General features: G+C 63.2%; 26 protein-coding genes. 6 read left to right on the top strand and 20 right to left on the bottom strand.

The features are described from left to right. The first annotated feature begins 13 nt into the window (after window positions 1-13). Genes I5S59_RS17940 through I5S59_RS17930 form a run of 3 tightly spaced genes read left to right on the top strand, consistent with a single transcriptional unit; the run spans window position 14 to window position 2384 of the window. The gene (locus I5S59_RS17940) at window positions 14-766 is read left to right on the top strand and encodes a 5-oxoprolinase subunit PxpA (protein ID WP_197877803.1); all 753 of its coding nucleotides are present in this window, start codon (window positions 14-16) and stop codon (window positions 764-766) included. After that, window positions 763-1467, top strand: coding sequence for a 5-oxoprolinase subunit PxpB (gene pxpB, locus I5S59_RS17935; protein WP_197877802.1), 705 nt, complete (start codon window positions 763-765; stop codon window positions 1465-1467). The genes I5S59_RS17940 and pxpB overlap by 4 nt, the downstream gene beginning before the upstream one ends. Then, window positions 1464-2384, top strand: coding sequence for a biotin-dependent carboxyltransferase family protein (locus I5S59_RS17930; protein WP_197877801.1), 921 nt, complete (start codon window positions 1464-1466; stop codon window positions 2382-2384). Before pxpB ends, I5S59_RS17930 begins: the two co-directional genes overlap by 4 nt. Window positions 2385-2481: 97 nt before the next feature. On the opposite strand, the gene I5S59_RS17925 is transcribed toward I5S59_RS17930, so the two are convergent. The 3 genes from I5S59_RS17925 to I5S59_RS17915 form a co-directional block, all read right to left on the bottom strand. Continuing rightward, window positions 2482-3660, bottom strand: a complete 1179-nt coding sequence (locus I5S59_RS17925) for a vWA domain-containing protein (protein ID WP_128322312.1) — start codon at window positions 3658-3660, stop codon at window positions 2482-2484. Between the two features lie 17 nt (window positions 3661-3677). Continuing rightward, the gene (locus I5S59_RS17920) at window positions 3678-4523 is read right to left on the bottom strand and encodes an AAA family ATPase (RefSeq protein WP_028943141.1); all 846 of its coding nucleotides are present in this window, start codon (window positions 4521-4523) and stop codon (window positions 3678-3680) included. 137 nt (window positions 4524-4660) lie between these two features. Beyond that, window positions 4661-5734, bottom strand: coding sequence for a DUF748 domain-containing protein (locus I5S59_RS17915; protein WP_197877800.1), 1074 nt, complete (start codon window positions 5732-5734; stop codon window positions 4661-4663). Window positions 5735-5866: 132 nt separating this feature from the next. Between I5S59_RS17915 and cysK the strand changes: the two genes are divergently transcribed. From cysK to I5S59_RS17900, 3 genes are all read left to right on the top strand, one after another. Beyond that, the gene (cysK, locus tag I5S59_RS17910) at window positions 5867-6841 is read left to right on the top strand and encodes a cysteine synthase A (protein ID WP_197877799.1); all 975 of its coding nucleotides are present in this window, start codon (window positions 5867-5869) and stop codon (window positions 6839-6841) included. Window positions 6842-7003: 162 nt separating this feature from the next. Further along, window positions 7004-7939, top strand: a complete 936-nt coding sequence (locus I5S59_RS17905) for an aspartyl/asparaginyl beta-hydroxylase domain-containing protein (protein ID WP_197877798.1) — start codon at window positions 7004-7006, stop codon at window positions 7937-7939. 440 nt (window positions 7940-8379) lie between these two features. Then, a complete protein-coding gene (locus I5S59_RS17900) occupies window positions 8380-9270 on the top strand; it encodes a DMT family transporter (protein ID WP_197877797.1) in 891 nt (296 codons plus the stop codon). A gap of 38 nt (window positions 9271-9308) precedes the next feature. Here the strand turns inward: I5S59_RS17900 and I5S59_RS17895 are convergent, their stop codons facing one another. The 17 genes from I5S59_RS17895 to I5S59_RS17815 all read right to left on the bottom strand — a co-directional run bounded on the left by I5S59_RS17895 (window position 9309) and on the right by I5S59_RS17815 (window position 24679). Further along, entirely contained in the window at window positions 9309-10538 is a 1230-nt protein-coding gene (locus I5S59_RS17895) for a hypothetical protein (protein WP_197877796.1), read from the bottom strand. 428 nt (window positions 10539-10966) lie between these two features. Beyond that, entirely contained in the window at window positions 10967-11926 is a 960-nt protein-coding gene (locus tag I5S59_RS17890; protein WP_197877795.1) for a PDR/VanB family oxidoreductase, read from the bottom strand. Window positions 11927-11929: 3 nt separating this feature from the next. After that, window positions 11930-12367: a Rid family hydrolase gene (locus I5S59_RS17885; protein WP_197877794.1), complete on the bottom strand. Its 438-nt coding sequence runs from the start codon at window positions 12365-12367 to the stop codon at window positions 11930-11932. Next, entirely contained in the window at window positions 12364-13398 is a 1035-nt protein-coding gene (locus tag I5S59_RS17880) for an aromatic ring-hydroxylating oxygenase subunit alpha (protein WP_197877793.1), read from the bottom strand. Before I5S59_RS17880 ends, I5S59_RS17885 begins: the two co-directional genes overlap by 4 nt. A 21-nt stretch (window positions 13399-13419) precedes the next feature. Continuing rightward, the gene (locus I5S59_RS17875) at window positions 13420-13647 is read right to left on the bottom strand and encodes a recombinase-like helix-turn-helix domain-containing protein (protein WP_197877792.1); all 228 of its coding nucleotides are present in this window, start codon (window positions 13645-13647) and stop codon (window positions 13420-13422) included. A gap of 1 nt (window position 13648) precedes the next feature. Further along, window positions 13649-13966: a hypothetical protein gene (locus I5S59_RS17870; RefSeq protein WP_197877791.1), complete on the bottom strand. Its 318-nt coding sequence runs from the start codon at window positions 13964-13966 to the stop codon at window positions 13649-13651. A gap of 10 nt (window positions 13967-13976) precedes the next feature. Beyond that, the gene (locus tag I5S59_RS17865) at window positions 13977-15119 is read right to left on the bottom strand and encodes an FAD-dependent monooxygenase (RefSeq protein ID WP_197877790.1); all 1143 of its coding nucleotides are present in this window, start codon (window positions 15117-15119) and stop codon (window positions 13977-13979) included. 13 nt (window positions 15120-15132) lie between these two features. After that, window positions 15133-16098, bottom strand: coding sequence for a VOC family protein (locus tag I5S59_RS17860; RefSeq protein WP_197877789.1), 966 nt, complete (start codon window positions 16096-16098; stop codon window positions 15133-15135). Then, window positions 16095-17585 carry an aldehyde dehydrogenase gene (locus tag I5S59_RS17855; RefSeq protein WP_197877788.1) on the bottom strand — a complete coding sequence of 497 codons (1491 nt, stop codon included), beginning with the start codon at window positions 17583-17585 and terminating at the stop codon, window positions 16095-16097. The genes I5S59_RS17860 and I5S59_RS17855 overlap by 4 nt, the downstream gene beginning before the upstream one ends. Window positions 17586-17595: 10 nt before the next feature. Continuing rightward, window positions 17596-18399 carry an aspartate dehydrogenase gene (locus I5S59_RS17850; protein WP_197877787.1) on the bottom strand — a complete coding sequence of 268 codons (804 nt, stop codon included), beginning with the start codon at window positions 18397-18399 and terminating at the stop codon, window positions 17596-17598. 10 nt (window positions 18400-18409) lie between these two features. Next, window positions 18410-20092, bottom strand: a complete 1683-nt coding sequence (locus I5S59_RS17845) for a thiamine pyrophosphate-binding protein (RefSeq protein WP_197877786.1) — start codon at window positions 20090-20092, stop codon at window positions 18410-18412. Continuing rightward, window positions 20085-20885 carry an SDR family oxidoreductase gene (locus tag I5S59_RS17840; protein WP_197877785.1) on the bottom strand — a complete coding sequence of 267 codons (801 nt, stop codon included), beginning with the start codon at window positions 20883-20885 and terminating at the stop codon, window positions 20085-20087. Before I5S59_RS17840 ends, I5S59_RS17845 begins: the two co-directional genes overlap by 8 nt. A gap of 1 nt (window position 20886) precedes the next feature. After that, window positions 20887-21714, bottom strand: a complete 828-nt coding sequence (locus I5S59_RS17835) for an IclR family transcriptional regulator (protein WP_197877784.1) — start codon at window positions 21712-21714, stop codon at window positions 20887-20889. Further along, window positions 21711-22580 carry an alpha/beta fold hydrolase gene (locus I5S59_RS17830; protein WP_197877783.1) on the bottom strand — a complete coding sequence of 290 codons (870 nt, stop codon included), beginning with the start codon at window positions 22578-22580 and terminating at the stop codon, window positions 21711-21713. The genes I5S59_RS17835 and I5S59_RS17830 overlap by 4 nt, the downstream gene beginning before the upstream one ends. A gap of 4 nt (window positions 22581-22584) precedes the next feature. Next, complete coding sequence (locus I5S59_RS17825; RefSeq protein WP_197877782.1) at window positions 22585-23124, bottom strand: cupin domain-containing protein; 540 nt, start codon at window positions 23122-23124, stop codon at window positions 22585-22587. A gap of 14 nt (window positions 23125-23138) precedes the next feature. Beyond that, the gene (locus I5S59_RS17820) at window positions 23139-23903 is read right to left on the bottom strand and encodes an SDR family oxidoreductase (protein WP_197877810.1); all 765 of its coding nucleotides are present in this window, start codon (window positions 23901-23903) and stop codon (window positions 23139-23141) included. After that, the gene (locus I5S59_RS17815) at window positions 23903-24679 is read right to left on the bottom strand and encodes an ABC transporter permease (RefSeq protein ID WP_128322292.1); all 777 of its coding nucleotides are present in this window, start codon (window positions 24677-24679) and stop codon (window positions 23903-23905) included. Before I5S59_RS17815 ends, I5S59_RS17820 begins: the two co-directional genes overlap by 1 nt. Between the last annotated feature and the right edge of the window lie 16 nt (window positions 24680-24695).

Below are 24695 nucleotides of genomic sequence, written 5' to 3'. Positions count from 1 at the left end.
AGGAGTTACAGACGTGAGCCGCCTGCTACTGAATTGCGACATGGGTGAGAGTTTCGGCAGCTGGACCATGGGCCTGGATGCCCAGGTCATGCCCTTTGTAGATTGCGCCAACATCGCCTGCGGTTTCCATGCCGGAGACCCGGGCATCATGCGCAAGACCGTGGCCCTGGCCGTCGCCAGCAATGTGCGGATCGGCGCCCATCCGGCTTACCAGGACCTGGCCGGCTTCGGCCGCCGTTCCATGGCCTGCAGCGCCGAGGAAATCCGCGACCTGCTGCATTACCAGATCGGTGCCCTGGACGGCATCTGCCGGACGCAAGGCACCCGGGTCGCCTACGTAAAACCCCATGGCGCGCTGTACAACGACATGATGGCCGACCCGCTCAAACTGCGGGCGGTACTGGAAGCCGTGGCCAGCTATGACCGGCAACTGCCGCTGATGCTCATGGCCACGGCCGACAACCGCGCCGCCCAGGCCCTGGGCGATGAGTACGGGGTTACCTTGTGGTTCGAGGCCTTTGCTGATCGCGCCTACGATGCCGCCGGTCACCTGGTGTCGCGACGCCTGCCGGGTGCGGTGCATCACGACCCGGCGGTGATCGTCGATCAGGCGTTGCGCCTGGCCCGTGGCGAGGCACTGATTGCTTCGGACGGCAGCGAGCTCTGTCTGCAGGCACACACCTTGTGCGTGCACGGTGACAACGACAGCTCGGTAGCCGCCGTGCAGCAGATTCGCCAGGCCCTCGATGCGCTGGTGACGTCATGAACTACCGCATTGAAACAGTGGCCATCGACTGCCTGATGGTGCGCCTGTTCGACGCCATCGATGAAGCCAACATGCCGTGGATGCTGGCGGCCAGCCAGCGTTTGCGCGCCGTGTTCGGCGAGCGGCTGATCGACCTGGTGCCGTCCTACACCACGGCCATGGTGCATTTCGACCTGCTGCACCTGTCACCGGAGCAGGCCCGCACCCTGGTGCGTGAGGCGCTGGAAAACCTGCGACCGGACAACGGCAGCGGCGGCCGTCAGCACGAGATTCCGGTGTGGTACGACCTGAGCGTCGGCCCGGAACTGGCCCTGCTGGCCGAACGCTGTGCTACCTCGGTGGCCGATATCGTGCGCCGTCACAGTGAACGCGAGTATCAGGTATTCGCCCTGGGCTTCGCGCCTGGCTTTGCGTTCATGGGCCTGGTCGAAGAAGCTTTGGCCGCGCCGCGCCTGGCGACGCCACGCAACCGCGGGGCGGCCGGCAGCGTCGGTATCGCCGAGCGCCAGACCGCCGCTTACCCTGCGGTGTCGCCCGGCGGCTGGAACCTGATCGGCCGCACCCCGAGCAAACTCTTCGACCGTGAGCGTGACGGCTACAGCCTGCTGCAACCGGGTGACCGGGTGCGTTTCGTGGCTGTGGATCACGCCACTTTCATCAACCTGGGCGGCGACGATACTCCGCTGGAGGCCTTGGCATGAGCCGCTTGTCGATTGAAGCCAGCACGCCGCTGTGCCTGCTGCAGGACACCGGCCGATTTGGCGTGCGCCACCTGGGCGTGACCCAGGGCGGGGCACTGGACTGGGTTTCGATGCGCTGGGCCAACTGGCTGCTGGGCAATCCTGCCGAGGCAGCGGTGGTGGAAATCACCCTGGGCGGTTTCAGCCTGGTTGCCGAGGACGATTGCTGCCTGGCGCTGGCCGGGGCCGATCTGGATGCGCGGATCGACGGCGAGCCCCTCAAGCCGTGGTCCAGCTTTACCCTGAACCGGGGCCAGCGTCTGCGCCTGAATCAACCCGTGCAGGGCGCGCGGGCGTATCTGGCCGCGCCAGGCGGCTTTGCGGCGCCGCAGGTGCTGGGCAGTTGCGCGAGTGTGGTGCGCGAGGAACTGGGCGGGCTGGATGGTCTGGGTTCGGCGTTGGCCAAGGGGCAACCGTTGGCGTACGACGGTGCTGCGCCAGCATTGAAAACAGTACCCGAGGCATTGCGCCCCGACTTCGCTGACAGCAGTGCACTCGATCTGGGGCTGGGGGCGCAGATCGGCGACTTCAGCGGCCAGAGCCTGTTTGAAGCGTTCAACCGCGATTGGACCCTCGACAGCCGCGCCGACCGCATGGGCATGCGCTTGCTGGGTCCGGCCTTGCAGTATCAGGGCGCGCCGATGATCTCCGAGGGGATTCCGCTGGGGGCCGTACAGGTACCGCCGGATGGGCAGCCGATCGTGTTGCTCAATGATCGCCAGACCATCGGTGGCTATCCACGGCTGGGCGCGTTGACGCCGTTGGCGCTGGCGCGTCTGGCGCAGTTGCTGCCGGGAAGTGTGGTGCGTTTCAAACCGGTGGTGCAGGAAACGGCCTGGCAGCAACAGCGGACATTCCTACAGCGGTTTGTGGCCTGATCTGCGCGTAGGAGCGAGGCTTGCCCGCGGACAACGATAATGCGGTGTAGCAGGTACACCGCAGCGCCTGGTTCGCCGGCAAGCCTGGCTCCTACGGTTACTTGGACAAAAACCGCATCCCTTCTTCCAGACCCCGCAAGGTCAACGGGAACATCCGGTCTTCGACCAGCTCGCGCACGATGTTGGTCGACGCGGTGTAGCCCCAGGTGTCCTTCGGGTACGGGTTGATCCAGATGAGCTTCTTGTACTTCTCCATGAAGCGCTGCATCCACACGTAACCGGCTTCCTCGTTCCAGTGCTCGACGCTACCGCCCGGCTGGGTGATCTCGTAAGGCGCCATGGCCGCGTCGCCGACGAACACCACTTTGTAGTCGGCGCCGTACTTGTGCAGCAGGTCCATGGTCGAGGTGCGTTCCGAGGTGCGGCGCATGTTGTTCTTCCACACCGACTCGTAGACGAAGTTGTGGAAGTAGTAGTACTCAAGGTGCTTGAACTCGGTTTTGCAGGCCGAGAACAGCTCTTCGCAAATCTTCACGTGGGCGTCCATCGAGCCGCCGATGTCGAACAGCAGCAGCAACTTGACGCTGTTGCGCCGCTCGGGGCGCATCTGGATGTTGAGCAGGCCGGCGTCGCGCGCGGTGTGGTCGATGGTGCCGTCGATATCCAGCTCTTCGGCGGCACCCTGGCGGGCAAACTTGCGCAGCCGGCGCAGGGCCAGCTTGATATTGCGTGTACCCAGTTCGACCTGGTCGTCGAGGTTCTTGTACTCACGCTGGTCCCAGACCTTGACCGCCTTGCCCTGGCGCTTGCCGGCGTCACCGACGCGAATGCCTTCAGGGTTGTAGCCGCCCGAACCGAACGGGCTGGTGCCGCCGGTGCCGATCCACTTGTTGCCGCCGGCATGGCGTTCCTTCTGCTCTTCCAGGCGCTTCTTGAACTCTTCGATCAGTTTGTCCAGGCCTCCCAGGGACTGGATCTGCGCGCGCTCCTCGTCGGTCAGCGAACGCTCGAACTCCTTGCGCAGCCAGTCTTCGGGAATCAGCGCTTCGAGGTGCTGGTTGAGGTTCTCAAGGCCCTTGAAGTAGGCGGAGAAGGCCCGGTCGAACTTGTCGAAATGCCGTTCGTCCTTGACCAGGATCGCCCGCGACAAATAGTAGAACTCGTCCATGTCGGCGAAGGTGACGCGTTGCTTGAGTGCATTGAGCAGGTCAAGCAGCTCGCGTACCGACACCGGCACCTTGGCCGCGCGCATTTCGTTGAACAGATTGAGCAGCATGGCAATTGCCCCCGGGCTCAGCGATTACCGCGACGGCTCATGAAAGCCAGGCGCTCGAGCAATTGCACGTCCTGTTCGTTTTTCACCAGGGCGCCGGCCAGCGGCGGGATGGCCTTGGTCGGATCGCGTTCACGCAGCACGGCTTCGCCGATGTTGTCGGCCATCAGCAACTTCAGCCAGTCGACCAGCTCGGAGGTGGACGGCTTTTTCTTCAGGCCCGGCACCTTGCGCACATCGAAGAACACGTCCAGCGCTTCGCTGACCAGGTCTTTCTTGATGTTCGGGTAGTGCACGTCGACGATCTTCTGCAGGGTGTCGCGATCCGGGAAGGCGATGTAGTGGAAGAAGCAGCGGCGCAGGAAGGCGTCCGGCAGTTCTTTTTCGTTGTTCGAGGTAATGATGATGATCGGACGCTGCTTGGCCTTGATCGTCTCGTCGGTCTCGTAAACGTAGAACTCCATCTTGTCGAGTTCCTGCAACAGGTCGTTGGGGAACTCGATGTCGGCCTTGTCGATTTCGTCGATCAGCAGAATCACGCGTTCTTCGGATTCGAACGCTTCCCAGAGCTTGCCTTTCTTCAGGTAGTTGCGCACGTCGTGGACTTTGTCGACGCCCAGCTGCGAGTCACGCAGGCGGCTGACCGCATCGTACTCGTAGAGCCCCTGGTGGGCTTTGGTGGTCGATTTGATGTGCCAGGTGATCAGCTTGGCGCCAAAGGATTCGGCCAGTTGCTCGGCCAGCATGGTCTTGCCGGTGCCCGGCTCGCCCTTGACCAGCAACGGTCGCTCCAGGGTGATCGCCGCGTTGACCGCCAGTTTCAGGTCGTCTGTGGCGACGTATGCGCGGGTGCCTTCGAACTTCATGAACCGATCCTCTAACGTAGCGCCGGGGATACATGGCCCCTGGCGGAAAATTGTCATGCACGACTATAACGCGGCCATCGGCCGAGTGGGAACGCAGACGCTCCATTCAGTCTCTGAATGGAGCGTCACGCCATGACTCAGTCAGACTTGGGCGGCGGTTGCTCGTAGCGTGCGTTGAAGGCCTGGATAAAGCCATTGCGCAGTATTTGCAGGAACGCCTCGAAGGCGCTGATATCGCTTTTATGCACGCTGCCGCTCAGCTCCACGCGGGTGGCAAACTGGTTCTTGCGCTGATTTTTCAGCACCGTCTCGCCGCCGCCGACCAGCGCCTCCCAGATCGAGCGAAAAAAGCCTTTGTCTTCGTTCTTGACGTCCTGCTGCCAGTTGAACACGTCAACGTCGCGCAACAGTGGCTTGATGTAGCCATGCAGCCGGCCCTGTTGCGCTTCGGCCTCGATCACCAGGTCACCATGGCCGGCATTGAAGTCGAACTTGCCGTAGGCACTGGCAAAGTCGTTGAGCTGGCGCAGCTGGATACCGGTGGCGCGCAGGCGGAACTGGAAATCGTCAAAGTCGCTGAACGGGTCGAAGGTGGCGTTGCTTTCCACGCTGGCATCCCCCAGCAGCCGGGCCTTGCCTTCAAAGCGCGCGTCGCGGCGGCCCTTGAGGTCCTGGACATTGGTCAGGTTACGGATGCTGGCATCCAGGCGTGTTGCCTTGAGGTTGACCGGGGGCTTGGAGGTGAAGTTGCGAAAGGTCAGGGTGCCGTTGTCGATACGGACTTCGTTGAGGGTGATGGGGAGCAGCTTTTCCAGCTGCTGGCGCCAGTCGGTGCCCCGGCCGGTCTGGGAGGCCTGCCGGGTGCCGCCATCGACGAAATTCAGCTGGGGGCGCACAAAGTCCACTTCGGCGACCACCGCATGGTCGTACCACAGCGAACGCCAGCTGACCGACAGGTCGATCAGCGGCGCCTCGAGGAAAGGCACGGGCACCTTGCCGGTGGTCTTGACGATGTTCAAGCCATTGATGGTGTAGGCGCCACGCCACCAGGCCAGGTCGACATCGGTTACCTGCCCGCGGTAATCACCCATGTCGGCCAGTTTGTCATTGAGGTAGTCACGCACCAGCAGGGGCAGCGCCAGGTGCAGGCAAACCAGTAGCAGGAGCACTCCCAGCAGCCCCCACAGGGGCCAGCGATAGCGGCGTTTCATCGGCGAAACCTGTGCAAGTGGCTATAGATCGGTTGACCCCGGTAGCGGGTGTGGGTTCGCTGCATGTGGACGCATCGGTGCGTCGGGCTTACCCTTGAAGTTTTCCGCACCGGTGCCAAAAGGACCCCTGTCATGAGCCGTATCTTTGCTGACAACGCGCACTCCATCGGCAACACGCCGCTGGTCCAGATCAACCGCATCGCCCCACGCGGTGTGACCATCCTGGCCAAGATCGAAGGGCGTAACCCGGGTTACTCGGTCAAATGCCGGATTGGTGCCAACATGATCTGGGACGCTGAAAGCAGCGGCAAACTCAAGCCGGGCATGACCATCGTCGAGCCTACGTCGGGCAACACCGGTATTGGTCTGGCGTTTGTTGCGGCGGCCCGCGGTTACAAGCTGCAACTGACCATGCCGGCCTCGATGAGCATCGAACGCCGTAAGGTCCTCAAGGCCCTGGGTGCCGAGCTGGTGCTGACCGAGCCGGCCAAGGGCATGAAAGGTGCCATCGAAAAAGCCGGTGAAATTGTCGCCAGCGACCCGGCCAAGTACTTCATGCCGGCCCAGTTCGATAACCCGGCCAACCCGGCGATTCATGAAAAGACCACCGGGCCGGAAATCTGGAACGACACCGACGGTGCCGTCGATGTGCTGGTGGCTGGCGTCGGCACCGGCGGCACCATCACCGGAGTATCGCGCTACATCAAGCAGACCCAGGGCAAGGCGATCCTCTCGGTGGCGGTCGAGCCGAGCGTTTCGCCAGTCATTACCCAGGCCCTGGCCGGTGAGGAAATCAAACCGAGCCCGCACAAAATCCAGGGTATCGGTGCAGGTTTTGTCCCGAAAAACCTCGACCTGTCGCTGGTCGACCAGGTCGAGCGGGTCAGCGACGAAGAGTCCAAGGCCATGGCCCTGCGCCTGATGCAGGAGGAGGGGATTCTTTGCGGGATTTCCTGTGGTGCGGCCATGGCGGCAGCCGTGCGTCTGGCTGAAAAGCCGGAAATGCAGGGCAAGACCATCGTGGTGATCCTGCCTGACTCCGGTGAGCGCTACCTGTCGAGCATGCTCTTCAGCGACCTGTTCACTGAGCAGGAGAACCAGCAGTAAAGCGCCCTGGGGCTGATCAAGGGCAATAATCAGCGCCGGGCTTTGTTGCACAATCCTTAAGACAGAATGCTGGCCCCGGTAGTTTTTACCGGGGCCGGATGGGTTTATGATGCCCGATTAATCCGGCAGCGATGGCCAGATCGAAATTCCAAGGAGTGTTGCATGACCTTTTCCTTTGTCGCCAAGGCAGGTGTTTTGTTGCTGTTTTTCGGCAGCACGCTGTATGTGCACCTGCGCGGCAAGGCACGTTTGCCAATGTTGCGTCAGTTCGTTAACCATTCGGCGTTGTTTGCGCCGTATAACGCGCTGATGTACCTGTTCTCCGGGGTGCCGTCCAAGCCCTACCTGGACCGCACGCGCTTTCCCGAACTCGATGTGCTCAAAGACAACTGGCAAGCCATCCGTGAAGAGGCCATGCACCTGTTCGACGAGGGGTACATCCGCGCTGCCGAGAAAGACAACGACGCCGGTTTCGGTTCGTTCTTCAAGAAGGGCTGGAAGCGTTTCTACCTGAAGTGGTACGACAAACCCTTGCCTTCGGCTGAGGTGCTTTGCCCCAAGACCGTCGAACTGGTCAACAGCATTCCCAACGTGAAAGGTGCGATGTTTGCCTTGTTGCCCGGTGGCAGTCACCTCAACCCGCACCGCGATCCGTTTGCCGGTTCCCTGCGTTACCACCTGGGGCTGTCGACACCCAATTCCGACGACTGCCGCATCTACGTCGACGGTCAGGTATATGCCTGGCGCGACGGTGAAGACGTGATGTTCGACGAAACCTATGTGCACTGGGTGAAGAACGAGACCGAGACCACGCGGGTGATTTTGTTCTGCGATGTCGAGCGTCCGCTCACCAGCTCGCTGATGACCCGCATCAACCGCAGCGTCAGCGCATTCCTCGGCCGTGCAACCGCACCGCAGAACACCGACGACGAGCGTGTCGGCGGGATCAACCAGGCCTATGCCTGGAGCAAGCGTTTCAGCAATGTGATCAGCAGCCGGGTCAAACAGTTCAAGCGGGCCAACCCAAAGGCTTATCGGGTACTGCGCCCGGTGCTGGCAGTGCTGGTTGCCTACCTGCTGTACCACTGGTTGTTCTGAGGTTTCAGGCCGCAGGAGCGAGGCTTGCCCGCGAAGCAGACACTATGGTGCGTCGGTGATGCGTCATTGTTCTTCGCGAGCAAGCTTCGCGCCTACAGGCGATCTGTTACTTGAAACGGCCAGCCGGGCTGGCTATAGTCAGCCCCAGTTCACCTCACCGAAGACCTGCTCATGCCAGCTTCCCCACTCAGCACTGTATTCGCTACCGCGCCCGACGCGGTGGTAGTCGTGCGTGGGTCTCAGCAGCCGGCCATGATCAGTCACTACCCACCACCTGTCAGTAGCGTGGTTGTGTGCGTTGTCGCACCACCAGGCGTGGTAGTGCTGGGCTAAGCGGCCAACCGCTGCGTCCCGTCATACCTGCACCCTACTGAATACGGTTGGCTGCCTCCAGCAGGCAGCACCGTTCGGCTTATCTGCCCGAATTACAGGTGGCACTCATGTTTGCTCTCTCGAAAGAATCCGTGGCCTCGGCGGCCACCACCAGCCTGTTCGTCCTGCTCTGGAGTAGCGGGGCGATCGTCTCCAAGCTGGGGCTTGCCCACGCCAGTCCCTTTGCATTCCTGCTGCTGCGCTCGGCCCTGGCGCTGGGCGGCCTGTTGCTGCTTGCGCCATTGCTCAAGCTGCGCTGGCCGCGCGGGCGGGCGGGGGTGCTGCAGGCGCTGGCCACCGGCTGTGTGCTGCTCGGCGCCTATCAGATCTTCTACCTGCTGGCGCTGAACACCCAGGTCACCCCCGGTGTCATGGCCACGGTCATGGGCGTGCAACCCATCCTCACCGTGATGGTGATGGAGCGTCAGCGCTCCTGGAGCCGGCTGTTCGGCCTGGGGCTGGGGTTGAGCGGGTTGATCATGGTGGTGTACCAAAGCATCAACCTGGGCGGGGTTTCCCTGACGGGGATGCTCTTTGCCCTGTTGGCGCTGGCCAGCATGACCTTTGGCTCGATCATGCAAAAGCGCATCACCAGCAATCCCATGGGCACCTTGCCGTTGCAGTACATCGCCGGGTTGTTGATGTGTGCGCTGTTCGCGCCATTGCAACCGCTGCACGTCGAGCTGACCGGCAGCTTTATCGGCGCCTTGCTGTGGATGGGATTGGTGGTTTCGCTGCTGGCGACATTGCTGCTGTATCGGCTGATCGCCCGTGGCAACCTGGTCAACGTCACGAGCCTGTTCTACCTGGTGCCGGCGGTGACGGCGGTCATGGACTACCTGATCTTCGGTAACCGTTTGGCGGCGCTTAGCCTGCTGGGCATGGGCCTGATCGTGATCGGGCTGCTGTTCGTGTTCCGCAAACCAGCACAACCCGCGGCACAGCTTCAGGCCGACTAGGTTGCATCGCCGCCCAGCCGTAGCCGGGCGGCGTTGTTTCAGAAGTAATAGCCGATGTTGATATTGGTGCGGTAGTACCAGTCGTTGCTGCCGACGGAACTGGTACTGGTCCAGCCGGTACCGTTTTCGGCGCCACCGAAGGGGTTGGCGTTCTTCGCCCAGGTAAAGTCGACCCAGGCCATGATCGGCATGGCGAGGAACTGCGCGCCGACGGTGAACATCTGCGAGTCGTCCCAGCCGCTCTTGTCTTTCATCATTCGGCTGTAGTCGGTGTACAGCTTGACCTTCTTCAGTTGTCCCAGGCTGGGGGTGAAGATGTCGTAGCCGAGGTTGAGCGAGCCAATCGTCGCCTTGGAGGCGATCAGGAACGCCGGGGTCAGGCCGTTGCCGCCCATCAGTACCGAGTCGTTGCTGACGCCGTCGGGGTTCTTCGGGTCGAACTCGTAGCGAATGGCCTGGCTGGTCACCGTCCACGGCCCGGCATTGACGATGGCGTGCACACCGCCTGCCCAGTAGTCGCCGTCATCGCGGGTGGTGGCGTTGTAGAGTTCGGCTGCGGCCAGCGACGCGCCAATTTCGGTTTTCCAGCCATCGCCGGTAAACGTCCGGGCGACCCGCGCGTTGACCTGGTTACGCTTTTCGTTGTCCTGACGCGACTGGGTAAAGGCAACCGCGTTGTCGTCCAGGTCGGCATAGCGGCCGACTTCCGGCGAGTAGCGAATGCCGCTGGGCAACATGCGCGGGAAGTAACCCAGTTGCAGGTCCCAGTCCTTGTCCTTGTAGCTGTACTTCAGGCCCGTGCCGGCGCTGACGCCATAGCCCATGAAAAACGGGATGTGGTAGCTCCAGCCAAACTGCGGGTAAGGTTCAAGGCCGAAGGGTTTGAACGGTGCGCCCAGCTGCAGGTTGGCATTGGGGCTGAAGCGGTAGCCGACATAACCGCGGTCGATGGAGCGCTTGCCGTCGTCCTGGAACCAGTAGCCGACATCGCTGAACAGTTGCTTGTGGGTGGCCTGGACATCGATGCGAAAGGTGTCGAACAGAAAGCGCCCGTTGTTTTCGGTGGTGTCCCAATGTTCATCCCGGTAGTTCACCCGCAAGGCGCCGCCGATATCCAGCGAGCTTTGGCCATCATCGCTGCGCCAGGCGATATGGGGGAACGGCTTTTTTACCGCTGGCGGCTGATCGGGGGCGGCCGGGCCAGGTTCGGAAGCGAAGCTTACGCAACTACCAAGGATCAGGCCCAGACTTACCACGTACTTGTTCATATCATTGCCCCGCAAGGTTGAGCCATTTCTGTGGGCAACAGCTGTCCGCCGCCTGGAACAAGGCGTTAACGAGGAATCAGCAATGGCACGCACGCGGCTAAAGGGAGTGGACGTTTATTGTTTTATAGGTGGTTCGTTGTTCAATGGTTGAAGCCGATTAGGTAAGAGCAGGAACTGTGCCAGTGCGAAAGTTTGCACGGAAGTTATAAAAATCCCATATAGAACAATTATTTATATTTGAAACAAGTAAAGTTGTGCCGTGGGTGAAACGGTCAGGGGGTTAAGTAACAGGCGTGTGCAATTGCAGTGCGGTTTAATTGCACAAGGTACGTTAATGGCGCGTGACGTGTTTTATGAGTGAATAACCAGGCAATAAAAACCGGCACACAGGGTGCCGGTCAATTGCGCGTGCAATGCGGATAAAACAGTTACAGATCAAGCACCAGGCGCCGGCTCTTGCAGCCGGACACACAGACCATCATCGATTTGTTCGCTGCCCGTTCAGCCTTGGTCAACACACCGTCGCGGTGGTCAATGTCGCCATCGATCACGCGGGTTTCGCAAGAGCCGCACACGCCTTCACGACAGCTGTATTCGATGTCGCATCCGGCGTCGAGCAGTACGTCGAGCAGGTTCAGTCCCGGTTCGATGTTCAGCGTCTTGCCGGTTTTTTTCAGCTCGACGCTGTAGCTGTCCTGGGCATCTTCCGATGGCGGCAACTCGGCAGCGGTAAAGCGTTCGATGTGCGCATGGGGATAGCCGAGGCTTTCGCAGGTGCTTTCGAAGGCATCGAGCATCGGCGTCGGGCCACAGCAGTAGAAGTGGGTATCACGCGGCTGGTCGGCGAGGTAACGGGCCAGGTCCGGCACGCTGCCTTTCTCGTCGTTGAAGTGGTAGACCACCTTGGCGTCGAGGCCGCCGAGCTGTTCGAGCAGGGCCGCTTCCTTGCGCGAACGGGCGCAGTAGATCAGTTCGGCGGACTTACCCAGGGCCAGCAACTGGCGGAACATGCAGTAGATCGGTGTGATGCCGATGCCGCCGGCGACCAGCACGTTATGGCTGGCGTGCGGGTCGAGGGCAAAGTTGTTGCGTGGTTGCGAGAGGGTCAATTGCGAACCGACGCGCAACTGCTCATGGACGAACGCCGAGCCGCCGCGGCTGTTGCGGTCGCGCAGAATACCGACCACATAACGGCCACGATCGCTTGGCGAATTGAGCAACGAGTAGCTGCGCACCAGGCCGTTGGGCAGGTGCAGATCAATGTGTGAACCGGCTTCGAACGGCGCGAACACAGTGTCACCCCAGGGGCGCAATTCGACGCTGATAATGCCTTCGGCTTCGTGGCGCAGGGTGTGTACCAGCGCCGTGATGGTAGAGGAGTTGGACATCATTCACCTCGTTGGCGCAGTGCGCATGTCTATGTCGAGCCGGGCGCAGGCTTCGATTTCCACCACCAGTTCCGGGAACACCAGAGCGCTCACTTCAACCAGGGTGGAGGTGGGGTAGCAGGCCAGGCTTTCGAAGAAGTCGCGACGGGCTCGGCCGACTTCGTCCTTGTCGGCAATGCGGGTCAGGTACACCGTCAGTCGGTAGATATTGCCGATATGGCCGCCTGCCGCTTCGACCAGCGCCAGCGCCTTGTTCAGTACCACCAGGGTCTGTTCATAGGCGCCGAGCGGGGTGCCGGCTTCGGCCGCCTGACGTGTGGCGGGATGCCCGGTCATGCCGGACATCACCAGTTCGTTGCCGAGCAGCAGGGCGTTGGACCAGCTGGCCGTGGCCAGTTCGGGTACCGCCTGTGCCTGAATACGCTGCACGGCCTGGCTCATGACAGCTGCTTCGCTTCGATCAGCGCGAGCTGCTCCTTGGCCTTGCCCTTGAGGTAGCGGCGCAGGCGCACTACACCAAGGTCATGCTGGTACAGGTTTTCGCGCTGGTTGGCGTCGGCCTCCATGAACTCAAGCAACACCCGGTCCTGTTCCAGTACGGCCCAGTGGCGTGCTTCCAGACGGTTCTTGTAGAGGAAACGCCAGGTGTCGCGCTGCCAGCCAGTCAATGGCCGGGCGCGCCAGTGGAACACGGCGGAGAGGCTGCGGCTGCTGGGTGTGTAACTGCCGATGATGGTGAAGTTGCCACCCGGGCCGCCGGTTTTTGGATAAGGGATTTCCAGGCGCAGCCAGTGGCAGCCGTTGTCGAGGAATTCGGTCCAGTCGAAGTTGACCCCGCGCTGGCCCTCTTTCTCGAAGAAGAAACCCTGGTCGGTGTCGCGGGTGACGAATTTGGCGGTGGCTTCGCCTTCGCTCATCGAGTGCGACATCTTGTGCAGGTAGGTGCCGTGCATCGGGTCCATGACGTTGTCGAGCACGTAGCGGTAGTCGCCTTTCCACTCGGTGTAGCAGAGGAAGCTGCTCCACTCGGGTGAGGTCAGCTGCTCGGGCAGCACCAGTTCGGGCGGCGTGTCCAGGTGCGGGTCGGTGGCGTTGAAAAGGAAGATCGCACCGGCCGCCTCACGGGTGTGGAACATGCGCGTCGGGCGGCTGCCTTCGAGTTTACAGCCGGGGCTGCCGGGCACTTTGGTCACGGTGCCGTCGCAGCGCACTTCGACGCCATGGTACGGGCACTGCAGGCGGTCACCCAGCACCGGGCCCTGCGACAGCGGGGCGCCACGGTGCGGGCAGTGGTCTTCGAGGGCATGCACGCTGCCATCGTTATCGCGCCACAGGGCGATCTTGTAGCCCAGGCGTCGCACCGACACCGGCTTTTCGCCGAGCAGATCCGACGGCAGGACCGGAAACCAGAGGTCTTTGAGGCCATTGGCCAGGTGGTTCTCAACAGGGTCGACGGTGAATTGCATATTCATCTTGTTTTTACCTCCGGCGGGTCATGCGCCCAGCCGAGCCATCAGGGTTTTGTAGGAGTCTTCGGTCCACTCGCCGCTGGTCAGCGGGCAGGGTGGGCCGGCCAGATTCAGGTGCGCAAGCAGGGCTGGCAGTTCAGTGATGCCATTGCCATAGGCGCGCTCGATGGAGTCGCCCAGCAGTTCCTCGAACTGGGTATTGGCACGTTTGCGGGCCTGATGCGGCTCCAGGTAGCGTTCGCTGTTGTTCATCTCATTGACCTCCATTGCGGACCCGTTCGCGGATCATTTCGCGGACCGGGACAAAGTCGTACGTCGGATAGCATTCGGTGCGGAACACGCCCCAGGCGGCGCGTTCCAGTTCCACATTGACCTTGCTCAGCAGGCTCGGGGGCAGGCGCAGGGTGACGATCTGGCCGAGGCCCATGGCCACGGTCCAGGACACCACCTCGACACCTTCGGGCGGAAAGCTGTCCCACCAGCCCATGGTTTTCATGTGCGCCTGGATCTGTTCGAGGTTCTTTGACTGGTCGTGCTTGAGCACAACAGTCAGCAGCAGGGATTCGCTCATGCTCATCGCCTCAGGCTGCACGGCTGGTGGGTACGGTCCAGGCGTCGTAGCCGTAGACCCAGTCGGCATTGCCACCGGCCTTGAGCCACTGGTTGCCACGCGAACCGATCTGGATCTGGCTGGTGCGCTCCAGGCGTGCCTGCTGGTAGCCCTGCAGGGCACTGGCGATCTGCGCCGTGGTGTTCACACCTTCGAGGTGGCGTGCCAGCACCACGGCGTCCTCGATGGCCTGGCCGGCGCCTTGGGCCATGAACGGCATCATCGGGTGGCAGGCGTCGCCGAGCAGGGTGATCGCCCCTTGTGACCAGAACGGCAGCGGATCACGTTCGTACAGTGCGGTCTTGAGCACGTCGTCGCAGGCGTCGAGCAGGGCGCGGGCGTCGGCATGGAAGTCCTGATAGTGACTGCGCAACTCGCTGGCATCGCCTGCAGTTGTCCAGGATTCGAGGTGCCAGCTGTCCTGGGCGGTGGTGGCAAAAATGAAAATGTCGCGGCCCTGGTTCAGCGGGAAGGTGACGATCTGGCTCTGCGGGTTCGGTCCCCACCATTTGGTGAAGGCCTGGATGTTCGGCACCTGGGCCACTTTGCTCAGCGGCACCACGGCGCGGTAGGCCACCACGCCGGTGAAGCGCGGTTGCTCTGTACCGAACAACGCATTGCGCACCACCGAATGAATACCGTCGGCACCAATCAGCAGGTCGGCGCGATGCTGGCTGCCATCCTTGAAGCGCAGTTCGACACCGTTGGCGTCCTGCAATACCTGCTCGGCACGCTTGCCGAACTGCACATTCTGCAGGGGGAATACGTCAGCCAGCGCCGCCAGCAAGTCGGCGCGGTGGATGGTCAGTTGTGGTGCGCCGTACTGGCTTTCGGCGGCATCGGCCATTTCCAGGCGCGAGGTCTCTTCACCGCTGTCCCACATCCGGCTGATGCGGTGCGTGGGGCGTGCGGCCGGAATACGCACCGCCGGGCCGACGCCGAGGCCGTCGAGGGCGCGCACGGCATTCGGGGTGAGGTTTATGTCGGCGCCCACCCGCAGGAAGGCTTTCGACTGCTCGAAAACCGTTACCGTGTGACCGGCCTGGTGCAGGGCGATGGCGGCGGTGAGGCCGCCGATTCCGGCACCGTTGATGGCGATGTTCAACGAATACATGGGCGACTCCTGCTCAAGGTTTCGGTTTGTCGGTAAGGAATTTGCCTTGCGGCGCTTCGACGTGTTGCTGGCGCCGGGTGTTGCCATCGATGCCACCGGCAATCGCCCATTCGGCGAACACGGTCGGACCGGGCTCGAATTCACGCGGCTGCCATTCACCGGTCAGTTGGTCTTCATCGGCGTAGTACTCGACCAGCGCACCCGCCGGATTCTTGAAGTACCAGAAGAATGCCGAGGACACCGGATGGCGCCCCGGACCGATCTCGGTCGCCCAACCTCTGCGCGAAATGTGCATGCCGCCACCGAACACTTCGTGCAGGTCGCGCACGGTAAAGGCGACATGGTTGAGGCCGGCCCGTGGCGCCGGCAGCTGGAGCATGAACAGATCGTGGTGGCCGCCTTCCTCGGCAGTGCGCAGAAAGGCGCCGCGGTTGGGATAGCGGTCCGAGGCCTGGAAGCCAAAGCGCTCGTGGTAAAAGGCTTCGCAGGCATTCACGTCCTTGACGAAGAAAACCACATGACCGACCTCGATGGGCGTGGCGCGCTCGTAGACCGGCGCCGGTTTGTTGATCCGGCCCTTGGTCTGCCAGGTGTTATGGCCGCTGCATTCAATCTCCAGGGGACGCTTGCGGGTGACCTGCAAACGGATCGCCAGGCCATTGGGGTCGGTGCAGCCGATACGCCCGTTGCCTTCGACAAAGCCCGGGTCTTTGACGATGCGCTGGCTGTACAGGGCCAGGTCGGCTGCGCTTTCCACGCCCCAGACCACTTCGCGCACGGTCGAGCCTGGCTCGATGGCGGGCGGCAGGCCGGCTTTGTTGAGGTCTGCCAGCACCACGCGGCAGCCGTTCAGTGTTTCGAAGATCACTTCGTCCGGCTGCTCGCTGACCTTGCTCAGGCCCCAGTCGCTGAAAAAGCGCACGCAGGTGTCGAGGTCTTCGACGCCGTAGGTGACTTCATCGATGCCCAATACGCTCATGCTCGTGCCTCCACACCGGCCCAGGCCAGCGGCTGTTCATTCATGCCCCAGTAGAGGCTTTTCTGTTCCATGTACTGCAGGATCCCCAGGCGGCCCTTTTCACGACCCAGACCGCTGTCGCGCCAGCCGCCGAACGGGGTGGAAATGGAGAACTGTTTGTAGGTATTGATCCACACGGTGCCGGCCTGGATCTTGCGGCCCAGGGCCCAGGCGCGTTTGTAGTCACGGCTCCAGATGCCTGCGGCGAGAGCATAGAGGCTGTCGTTGGCCTGCTCGATCAGTTGTTCTTCGCTGTCGAAGGGCATTGCCACCAGCACCGGGCCGAAGATTTCTTCCTGGCAGGTTTGCTGGCTGTTGTTCAGGCCTTCGAGAATGGTTGGCGGGTAGAAGTAGCCCTGGTCGAAAATGCCACCGGCCGGACGCTGGCCACCGAGCAGCAGACGACCGCCCTCGGCCAGGCCCAAAGCCACATAGCGCTCCACCGACGCGCGGTGCGCGGCACTAATCAGCGGGCCCATCTGCGTGGATTCGTCGGCCGGGGCGCCCCGTCGCAGGCGGGCGGCCCCGGCAACCAGACGCTGCATGAACTCGGCATACAAAGGGCGGGCGACGAACAACCGCGAGCCGGCAATGCAGGCTTCGCCCGACGAGCTGAAGATGCCGTAGAGCACGCCGGCGACGGCGTGATCGAGGTCGGCGTCTTCGAGGACGATGGTTGGCGACTTGCCACCGAGTTCCAGCGACACCGGCATCATTTTGTCGGCGGCGATGTGGGCAATGTGTTTACCGGTCCGGGTGCCGCCAGTGAACGACACACGCTTGATCAGCGGGTGCTGGGTCAAGGCGTCGCCGAGCACCGAGCCTTTGCCCGGCAGCACGCTGATCAGGCCTTTCGGCAAGCCGGCTGCTTCGCAGATCTGCGCCAGTTGCAGGGCCAGCAGCGGGGTGATCTCGGCAGGCTTGATCACCACTGCGTTGCCAGCGGCGAGGGCCGGGGCAACCTTCTGGGCCTCGCTGGCAATCGGCGAGTTCCACGGGGTAATGGCAGCCACCACACCCATCGGCTCATGGACGCTCATGCTGACGAAGTCGCCGCGCGATGGCGTGATGGTTTCTTCCAGGGTTTCGCAAGCGGAGGCGAAGAACTGGAAGGTACCTGCAGCGCTGGCGACCAGGGCGCGGGTTTCGCTGATCGGCTTACCGTTGTCCTGGCGCTGCAACTGGGCAAGCTCCTCGCCACGCTCACGGATCAGCTCGGCGATGCGGTACAGCACGGCGGCGCGTTCATGCGGCTTGCGTTGTGCCCAGCCACTGTGCAGGAACGCCTGGTGGGCGCCTTGCACGGCTTCTTCGACATCGTCGAGGCTGGCGGCGTTGAGCCAGGCGACCGGCTCGCCAGTTGCCGGATAGTGGCTGGCGTAGCGTTCGCCGCCGCCCAGGCGCCAGGTGCCGGCGATGCAGATGGGTAAGGTCTGTTCCAGCGTCATCAATGTTCCCCTAGATGGAAATGGCGTGCGCGTGATTGCCCAAGGCACGGACCACGCTGTACACGGTCAGCGCCGAGGTCTTCGGATTGGCCAGCAGCGGCTTGCCGCGCAGGCTCATCTCGAATCCGCCAAAGGCGCCACGGGCTTCGAAGTGGTGAACGTTTTCTTCGCTCGACGGGTCAGCGATCAGCGTCACCCGGGTACGGTCCAGGCCCCGGCCTGCCAGCGACAGGGGGGCGGCGACGTTGGCGTTTTTCGGGTACAGCCGCGCCGCTTCGCGGGCGCTGCCGTTGAAGATCACCGTCGCTTCACTGATCGTGTCCAGGTCGCAGACCTGCTCGGCCGGGGTGTTCTTCCAGGCCTTGGCCGGTTTGCGCCCGGTGTAGTCGACCGAGTCGAGCCCGCCAACCTTGGCTGCCGACAGCGCGTCGATGCCACCGATGGCGCCGGGCAGCAGTTCGATACGGGTATTACCCCGTGCGGCCGCCGCTTCCAGGCGCTCGACCAGGCCCGGCTCCGACAGCGCACCGACCGAGACGATCAGGCAGGCGATGCCGCGCTCCAGCGCTGGCAATACATGTTCTTCGATCGCCAGGTGACCGGCGCATTCGACCAGCAGGTCCGGGTGCGCTGTGGCGGGCAGGGCGGTCAGCACCTGCGGTGGCCGCTTGAAGCTGGCCAGGCGCTGTTGCACCAGGGCTTCGGAGCCGGCCGAGGCGATCACCTGCTCGACGCGCAGCTGCGGATCGTTCTCCAGCAGTTCCAGAACGGCGACGCCAATGGCGCCGCAGCCGATCATGGTGATGTTGAGCATGCGCAAGTCCTCAGGCCGTGGCTTTCTGGGCTTTGGTTTCGCTGTTGGGCGGGCCGGCGAACTGGGTGGCGAAGCCGCCGACGCTGAGCATGTCGACTTCCAGCAGGAACGGGCCTTCCTGGCTCAGGGCGCTGTCGAGCATCGGCCCGAATGCCGTGAGGTCACTGACCAGGCCATGGCGCAGGCCAATCGACTTGGCAAGCTGGGTGTAGTTCGGTGTGTGCAACTCGACGTAGGCGTGACGGGCGCCATAGATGGCGTCCTGGATATTGCGGATCACACCGTAACGCTGGGCGTTCATCAGCAGGATCACCACGTTGGCCTTTTCCTGCACCAGGGTCGCCAGTTCACCCAGGTTGAGGATGAAGCCGCCGTCACCGGCCAGGGCGAACACTTTGCGTTGCGGATCGGTTTCTGCGGCAGCGATGCCGGCGCCGATGCCCATCGCCAGGCCCTGGCCAATACCGCCGCCCAGGGCGTGCACGCCCGACAGCGGGTGGTAGAGGTTGAGCAGACGGTTGCCCCAGATGCTGTTGGACAGGGTCACGTCGCGTACCCAGGAGAAGTTGCGCCCGGTCAGTGCCTGCAGCTGTTCGACCATGGCCGAGTAGGGGCCGAGGTCAGCGACCAGTTGCGAGCGCGCCTGGGCACGCACGGCCTTGAGTTCGTCGATGAACGTCGGGTCGATGTTCAGCCGGCCTTGCAGGCGGTCCGCCAGGCCTTCCAGGGCCAGGGCCGAATCGCCGCAGATGAACAGCTCGCTCGAATAGCTGCGGCCTTCGATCGCTGGGTTGGCGTCGATGCGCAGGGTGGTGCGCGGCAGTTTCAGGGCGTACTTGAAGGTTTCGTTGCTGCGCAGGCGCGACCCGGCCACCACCAGTGCGTCGCAGGTTTGCAGGAAGCCTTCGACCAGCTTGTTCTGCGAGAAGGCGCCGAGGCAGCGTTCGTCGTCTTCGTTGACCACGCCCCGGCCCTGGGTCGAGGTGATCACGCCGACGCCCATGTCCAGCAGGCGTTTGACCTGCGCACCGGCATGCCGGGCGCCGCCGCCAAGCCACAGCAGGGGGCGAGTGGCACTGGTCAGGCGTTCGGCGACCAGGTCCAGCGCTTCCGGCGCCGGCACTGCAACCGGTACCGGCAGCGGCGAAAGGTCGGTGGGCATGGGGATGAAGGTCGACTGGATGTCGATCGGGATTTCCACGCTGACCGGGCCGGTCGGTGCAGTAAGGGCAGTCTGTACCGCCAGCTTGAGGGTGCTCAGGGCGGTTTCGACGCTGCGCACACGGAAGGCGGCTTTGGACACGGCCTTGAGCATGGTCAGTTGGTCACGGGCTTCGTGGATGTAAGCGAAGTCCTGATCCAGGTAAGGCGTTTCGATCTGCCCGGTGATGTGCAGCAGCGGCGTACCGGCGGTCAGCGCCTCGACCAGCGCACCGGCGGCGTTGCCGGCGGCGGTACCGGTGGAGGTCAGGCACACGCCCAGGCCTCCGGTGGTACGGGCATAGGCGTCGGCCATGTTGGTGGCCCCGGCTTCGCCACGGGCCATGACGAAACGGATGTTGCCGCGCACGGCGAAGGCATCGAGGATCGGCATGTTGTGGATCGAGATCACGCCGAAAGCGGCCTTGACCTCGCATTGTTCGAGAAACGCGGTGATGGCAGCGCCAACGGTGACAGTGTTTTCATTACGCATGGCGGGACAGGCCTCCAGAAACATCGATATGGCTGCCAGTGGTGTAAGCCGACAGGGGCGAAGCCAGGAACAGGATGGCCTGGGCTGCCTCTTTGGGCAGACCCAGACGACCCAGGGGAATGTGTTTGCGTTGCGCCAGTTGCGCGGTCCATTGAGACCAGTCGAGCGCACGCTCTTCGCGGGCCTCGAAGCGCCGGCGCCACTGGCCGGACTCGACCAGGCCGATGAGGATGCCGTTGACCCGGATGTCTTTTTCGGCGAACTCGGTGGCCATCGAACGCACCAGGTTCTTCAGGCCGGCGCGGGCCGCCGAGGTGGCCACCATGTGCGCTTCGGGCTGGCTGGCCAGCAGCGAATTGACACAGACGATCGAGGCCCCGGCCTGGCTCTGCAGTTGCGCCAGGAAGGCGCGGACCGGGTAGATCACCGAGAAGAACTTCAGCTGCAGCTCTTCGCTCCAGGCGTCATCGGTGGTGTCGGCAAAGGTCGAGACCCGGCCTTTGCCGGCGTTGTTGACCAGGACCTGGGCCGGGCCCAGGGCCGCGAGACTGGCGCTGGCGAAGGCGTTGACCGAGTCGGCGTCGAGCACGTCGCAGACCTGGGCCAGCAGGCGTGCGTCGGGGAAGCGTTCGCGCAAGCGTGCTTCGGCACTGAGCAAACGGTCCCGGTCGCGGCCGCAAAAGGCCACTGCCGCGCCGGCTTCAAGCAGTTGCTCAACACAGGCCAGGCCAATTCCGGAGGAGCCGCCGGTGACGATGGCGGTACGCCCTTTCAGTTGATAAAGGCTGCTCATCTCAATCCCTCATCAAGGCCGTTACGCGGCCGGAACCGGCGTTCGGGGTGTAGTTGAGCAGGCGTGACAGCTCGTCGGCGCTACCGCGCACATGGCCGAGCAAACCGTCGAAGTTGATGTGGCCAACTTGCGCCGTGGGAATGGTCACGCCCATGGCGGCAACCACCCGGCCACTGTGATCGCGCACCGGGGCGGCGATGGTCGAGATCGACGATTCGAAGAACCCTTCGCCGCTGACATAGCCGCGCTGACGGTCGCTCTGCACCAGGTCGAATAGTTCCAGCACGGTTTTCGGCGTGCACGGCGAGTGCTGTTCCAGGTGTTCTTCCGGGTACAGCTCGCGTAGTTCGGCCAGGCTCAGGTCTTCCAGGAGGATGCGCCCGAGTACGGTGGCGTGCGCCGGCAGGCGTGTGCCGACGTTGACCGCGCTGGAAAACACCGAGGGCGGCGAAACCTTGGCCACGTAGACAATCGAGCGACCGTCACGCACCACCAGGTTGCTGGGGTAATTGAGGTGATCGCACAGCCGCGCCAGCAGCGGCTGACCCAGCTCGGTGAGTTCCAGCGAAGCGAGGTATTCAAAGCCCAGTCGCAGCACCGACATGCCCAGGCGGTATTCGTTGCCGCTGCGGGTGACAAACCCCATGGTTTCCAGGGTGGTCAGCAGGCGGAAAATGGTCGAGCGTGGCAGCTCCAGGCGCCGCGCCAGTTCCGGTGCGGTCAGGGTGCGGTTCTGCCGGCTGAACTCGCAGAGCAGCAACAGGCCGCGCTCAAGGCCGGGGACGATGTACTTGTCCTGGTTGTCTTTCAACAGATCTGAATCATTCATAGCGCAGTACCTGTCAGAGAGGCGTCGAGGGTCTGGGCAAGCAGGGTTGCCACGGCCTCGGGTTGTTCGATCGGGCTGGCATGACCAGCCCCGGCAATCAGTTCAAACGGTGCGCCGAGGGTTTCGGCCAGGGCCTGGCAATCCTGCGGCGGGGTGATGCTGTCGGCGGCGCCGCAATACACCTGGCAAGGCATGCCAAGGTCGGCGTAGCGCAACAGGTCGTCGCCACACAGCAGTTCGATGGCCTGGCGATAGCCCTGGGGAATCAGCCGCGCCATGTTCCATTGCACCCAGGCACGGGCCTCGACGCCGGCCGCTGGCGAGAGCATGTGGGCGCTGCGCTGGCTGGCCATGGTGGCGATGCCCAGTTGCTCCAGTGCCTGCAGGCGTTTGCAGCGCACTTGCGCGGCCTGTGCGGCGCGGGCCGGGTCGCCATAACCGCGGGCGGGGCTGAGCAGCACAAGGCGACTGACCCGCTGCCCGGCGCTGCTGCCCAGTGCTGCCGCCGTCAGGGCGCCGAGCGAGTGGCCAACCAGCACACAGCACTCGATCTGCAGGGCATCGAGCAGTTGCAGCAGGCGACAGGCATAGTCCGCGGCCTTCGGCGCCGGCATCGGCAACGGGCTGGACTGGCCGTACCCCGGTGCATCCCAGGCAATCACCCGCGCGCTGGCGCTCAGTTGCACGGCCACCTGCAACCAGGACGCTGCGCCCGAGCCAATGCCGTGCAGCAGCACGATGGCCGGGCCACGGCCTGCTTCACGGATCGCCTGGGTGCTGCCCGGCAGGTGCACCAGGCGCAGCGCGAAGGCCTGCTCAAGTTGCGCTTGCAGGGCGAGGGTCGTGTTGTCGGTGGCGTGCAACATGGCCTTACCCGCGCTTGATCGAGGCCAGCGGGTGCGCTGGCGGATACGTTGGCGTAACCGGCTTCTTCGCGCCGAGCATCACGCACATCAGCGCGTCTTCATCGCCGATGTTGATTTCTTCGCGGTACACGCCTGGCGGCACGGAAATCAGGTCGCGGTCGGTGAGCACGGTTTCGAAGCGCTCGCCGTCTTTCTCGATGATCACCTTGAGCTTGCCACGCAGCACGAAGAACACTTCCTCGACGTCGGTGTGAATGTGCGGCGGACCTTCATGGCCGGCCGGTATGACCATGGTCGAGAAGGTGAAGTTTTCCGAAGGAATGGTGTTCATGTCGCTGTTGACCCCGGTACCGCCGGTGCCGACGTAACGCATTTGCGCACGGCGGAACTTGGGGTCGTAGTCGGCCTGGAACTTCAGCGCGTCCCAGTCGTACTTGCGGGTTTCATAACGGGCGATGCGGGTTTGCATCCAGCCAGCCAGGTCCGAGCCTGCAGGTTGCTCCCAGGTCTTCGGTGCGTCGTGTTGTACGGAAAGGTCGGTCATGGTGTTCTCCTTGCTCAAGGCATGACGAACCCGCCGTTGACCGGCAGGGTTTGTCCAGTGATGAAACGCGACAGGTCGGACAGGGCGAACAGCACGGCGCCGCTGACGTCTTCTGGCAGTTGTGGGCGTTGAATCGCCCGTTGTTCGGTGTACAGGCGATGGCGTGCCTCGGGCACATAGGCCGTGGCCTCCACCAGCACCAGGCCGGGGGCGATGGCGTTGACGGTGATGTTGTCGCCGCCCAGTTCGCGGGCCAGGCTGCGGGTCATGGCGATGATCGCGCCCTTGCTGGCGACGTAGGCGAGCAGGTTCGGTGCGCCCCACAGCGGGGTGTCGGAGGCCAGGTTGATCACCGCCCCCTTGCCGCTGGCGCGCAGGGCCGGCAGGCAGGCGCGGGTCATCAGCCAGGTACCGCGGACGTTGACCTGCATGACCTGGTCCCAGGTGTCGATGTCCAGTTGCTCGCAGGTCTTGCCGCCGGAGTTGGTGATCGAGGCGTTGTTGACCAGACCATCCAGGCCACCGAGCGCGGCGACGGCGTCGACCACGCAGGCGGTGATCGAATCGGGGTTTCCCAGGTCGACAGTCACGCCGGTGACTTGCAGGCCTTGCTCGCGCAGTTCGCAGGCTGCTTGCTGCACACGCTCGGCCAGAATGTCGGCGATAACCACCCGGGCGCCGGCCTGGCCGATGGCCTGGGCGAAGGCGTAACCCAGGCCGCGGGCGCCACCGGTGACCAGCACGCGGCGGCCTTCAAGCAGGTTCTTGAATGCGCTCATCATTGGGTACTCAGCATGGCTTTGGGCAGGTAGTGCAGTACGCGTTTTTCCGCCCAGACCACCGCGCCATAGGCCAGCACGCCGATCAGGGTAAGCATGACGATGGCGACGAAGACCCCGGCGGTGTTGCCCTGGCCTTCGGCATCGACGAGCAGGAAGCCCAGGCCCTGGTTGCCGCCGACCAGTTCACCGACGGTGACGCCAATCACAGCCAGGGTCGAAGCAATGCGCAGGCCGGAGAACAGCGCGGCCATGGCCGAAGGGAACTCCACCAGGCGGAAGATCTGCCAGCGGCTGGCGTTCATGGTGCGCACCAGGTTGATCATGTCCGGGTCTACGGTGCGGATCGCCGAGAGCACGTTGATCATCACCGGGAAGAACACGATGAGGATGGCGATGAGGATCTTCGGGTAGATGGTGTAGCCCAGCCACATCACGAACAGCGGTGCGAAGGCGACTTTCGGCGCGATTTGCAGGGCCAGGATGTACGGTGAGAGCATGGCTTCGGCCGAGGGCGACAGGCCCAGCGATACACCGATGGCGACGCCGAGCAGGGCGCCCAGGCCGAAGCCGACGATGATCTCGAAGGCGGTGATCAGGGTGTGTTGCAGCAGGCTGCTGGACTGCCACATGACCACGCTTTCCTGCGCCACGCGGCTCAGCTGCGGCATGACGAATTCGGGCATGCCAAGCAGGCCGGGTCCCCACTGCCAGAGCAACAGGAACAGGAACAGCAGGGCAACGCTGCCGAGCACGGAGGTGTTGAGGTTTCTCATCGGGCTAATACCTTGT

This window comes from Pseudomonas alkylphenolica (genome assembly GCF_016009175.1).
In the GTDB taxonomy this organism is placed as follows: Bacteria; Pseudomonadota; Gammaproteobacteria; order Pseudomonadales; family Pseudomonadaceae; genus Aquipseudomonas; species Aquipseudomonas alkylphenolica_B.
Note: the sequence above shows the minus strand (reverse complement) of the source record. Positions and strands in the feature narration are given on the sequence as shown.

Coding starts and splice junctions, on each gene's coding strand:
- I5S59_RS17875 (WP_197877792.1), bottom strand. CDS start 13,647: ATGAACAACAGCGAACGCTACCTGGAGCCGCATCAGGCCCGCAAACGT.
- I5S59_RS17920 (WP_028943141.1), bottom strand. CDS start 4,523: ATGAAGTTCGAAGGCACCCGCGCATACGTCGCCACAGACGACCTGAAA.
- I5S59_RS17840 (WP_197877785.1), bottom strand. CDS start 20,885: ATGAGCAGCCTTTATCAACTGAAAGGGCGTACCGCCATCGTCACCGGC.
- I5S59_RS17825 (WP_197877782.1), bottom strand. CDS start 23,124: ATGACCGACCTTTCCGTACAACACGACGCACCGAAGACCTGGGAGCAA.
- cysK (WP_197877799.1), top strand. CDS start 5,867: ATGAGCCGTATCTTTGCTGACAACGCGCACTCCATCGGCAACACGCCG.
- I5S59_RS17880 (WP_197877793.1), bottom strand. CDS start 13,398: ATGAATATGCAATTCACCGTCGACCCTGTTGAGAACCACCTGGCCAAT.
- I5S59_RS17925 (WP_128322312.1), bottom strand. CDS start 3,660: ATGCTGCTCAATCTGTTCAACGAAATGCGCGCGGCCAAGGTGCCGGTG.
- I5S59_RS17835 (WP_197877784.1), bottom strand. CDS start 21,714: ATGAATGATTCAGATCTGTTGAAAGACAACCAGGACAAGTACATCGTC.
- I5S59_RS17890 (WP_197877795.1), bottom strand. CDS start 11,926: ATGTCCAACTCCTCTACCATCACGGCGCTGGTACACACCCTGCGCCAC.
- I5S59_RS17930 (WP_197877801.1), top strand. CDS start 1,464: ATGAGCCGCTTGTCGATTGAAGCCAGCACGCCGCTGTGCCTGCTGCAG.
- I5S59_RS17895 (WP_197877796.1), bottom strand. CDS start 10,538: ATGAACAAGTACGTGGTAAGTCTGGGCCTGATCCTTGGTAGTTGCGTA.
- I5S59_RS17865 (WP_197877790.1), bottom strand. CDS start 15,119: ATGTATTCGTTGAACATCGCCATCAACGGTGCCGGAATCGGCGGCCTC.
- I5S59_RS17885 (WP_197877794.1), bottom strand. CDS start 12,367: ATGAGCCAGGCCGTGCAGCGTATTCAGGCACAGGCGGTACCCGAACTG.
- I5S59_RS17855 (WP_197877788.1), bottom strand. CDS start 17,585: ATGACGCTGGAACAGACCTTACCCATCTGCATCGCCGGCACCTGGCGC.
- I5S59_RS17900 (WP_197877797.1), top strand. CDS start 8,380: ATGTTTGCTCTCTCGAAAGAATCCGTGGCCTCGGCGGCCACCACCAGC.
- I5S59_RS17905 (WP_197877798.1), top strand. CDS start 7,004: ATGACCTTTTCCTTTGTCGCCAAGGCAGGTGTTTTGTTGCTGTTTTTC.
- I5S59_RS17860 (WP_197877789.1), bottom strand. CDS start 16,098: ATGAGCGTATTGGGCATCGATGAAGTCACCTACGGCGTCGAAGACCTC.
- I5S59_RS17915 (WP_197877800.1), bottom strand. CDS start 5,734: ATGAAACGCCGCTATCGCTGGCCCCTGTGGGGGCTGCTGGGAGTGCTC.
- I5S59_RS17815 (WP_128322292.1), bottom strand. CDS start 24,679: ATGAGAAACCTCAACACCTCCGTGCTCGGCAGCGTTGCCCTGCTGTTC.
- I5S59_RS17845 (WP_197877786.1), bottom strand. CDS start 20,092: ATGCGTAATGAAAACACTGTCACCGTTGGCGCTGCCATCACCGCGTTT.
- I5S59_RS17870 (WP_197877791.1), bottom strand. CDS start 13,966: ATGAGCGAATCCCTGCTGCTGACTGTTGTGCTCAAGCACGACCAGTCA.
- pxpB (WP_197877802.1), top strand. CDS start 763: ATGAACTACCGCATTGAAACAGTGGCCATCGACTGCCTGATGGTGCGC.
- I5S59_RS17850 (WP_197877787.1), bottom strand. CDS start 18,399: ATGCTCAACATCACCATGATCGGCTGCGGCGCCATTGGCGTCGCCGTT.
- I5S59_RS17820 (WP_197877810.1), bottom strand. CDS start 23,903: ATGAGCGCATTCAAGAACCTGCTTGAAGGCCGCCGCGTGCTGGTCACC.
- I5S59_RS17830 (WP_197877783.1), bottom strand. CDS start 22,580: ATGTTGCACGCCACCGACAACACGACCCTCGCCCTGCAAGCGCAACTT.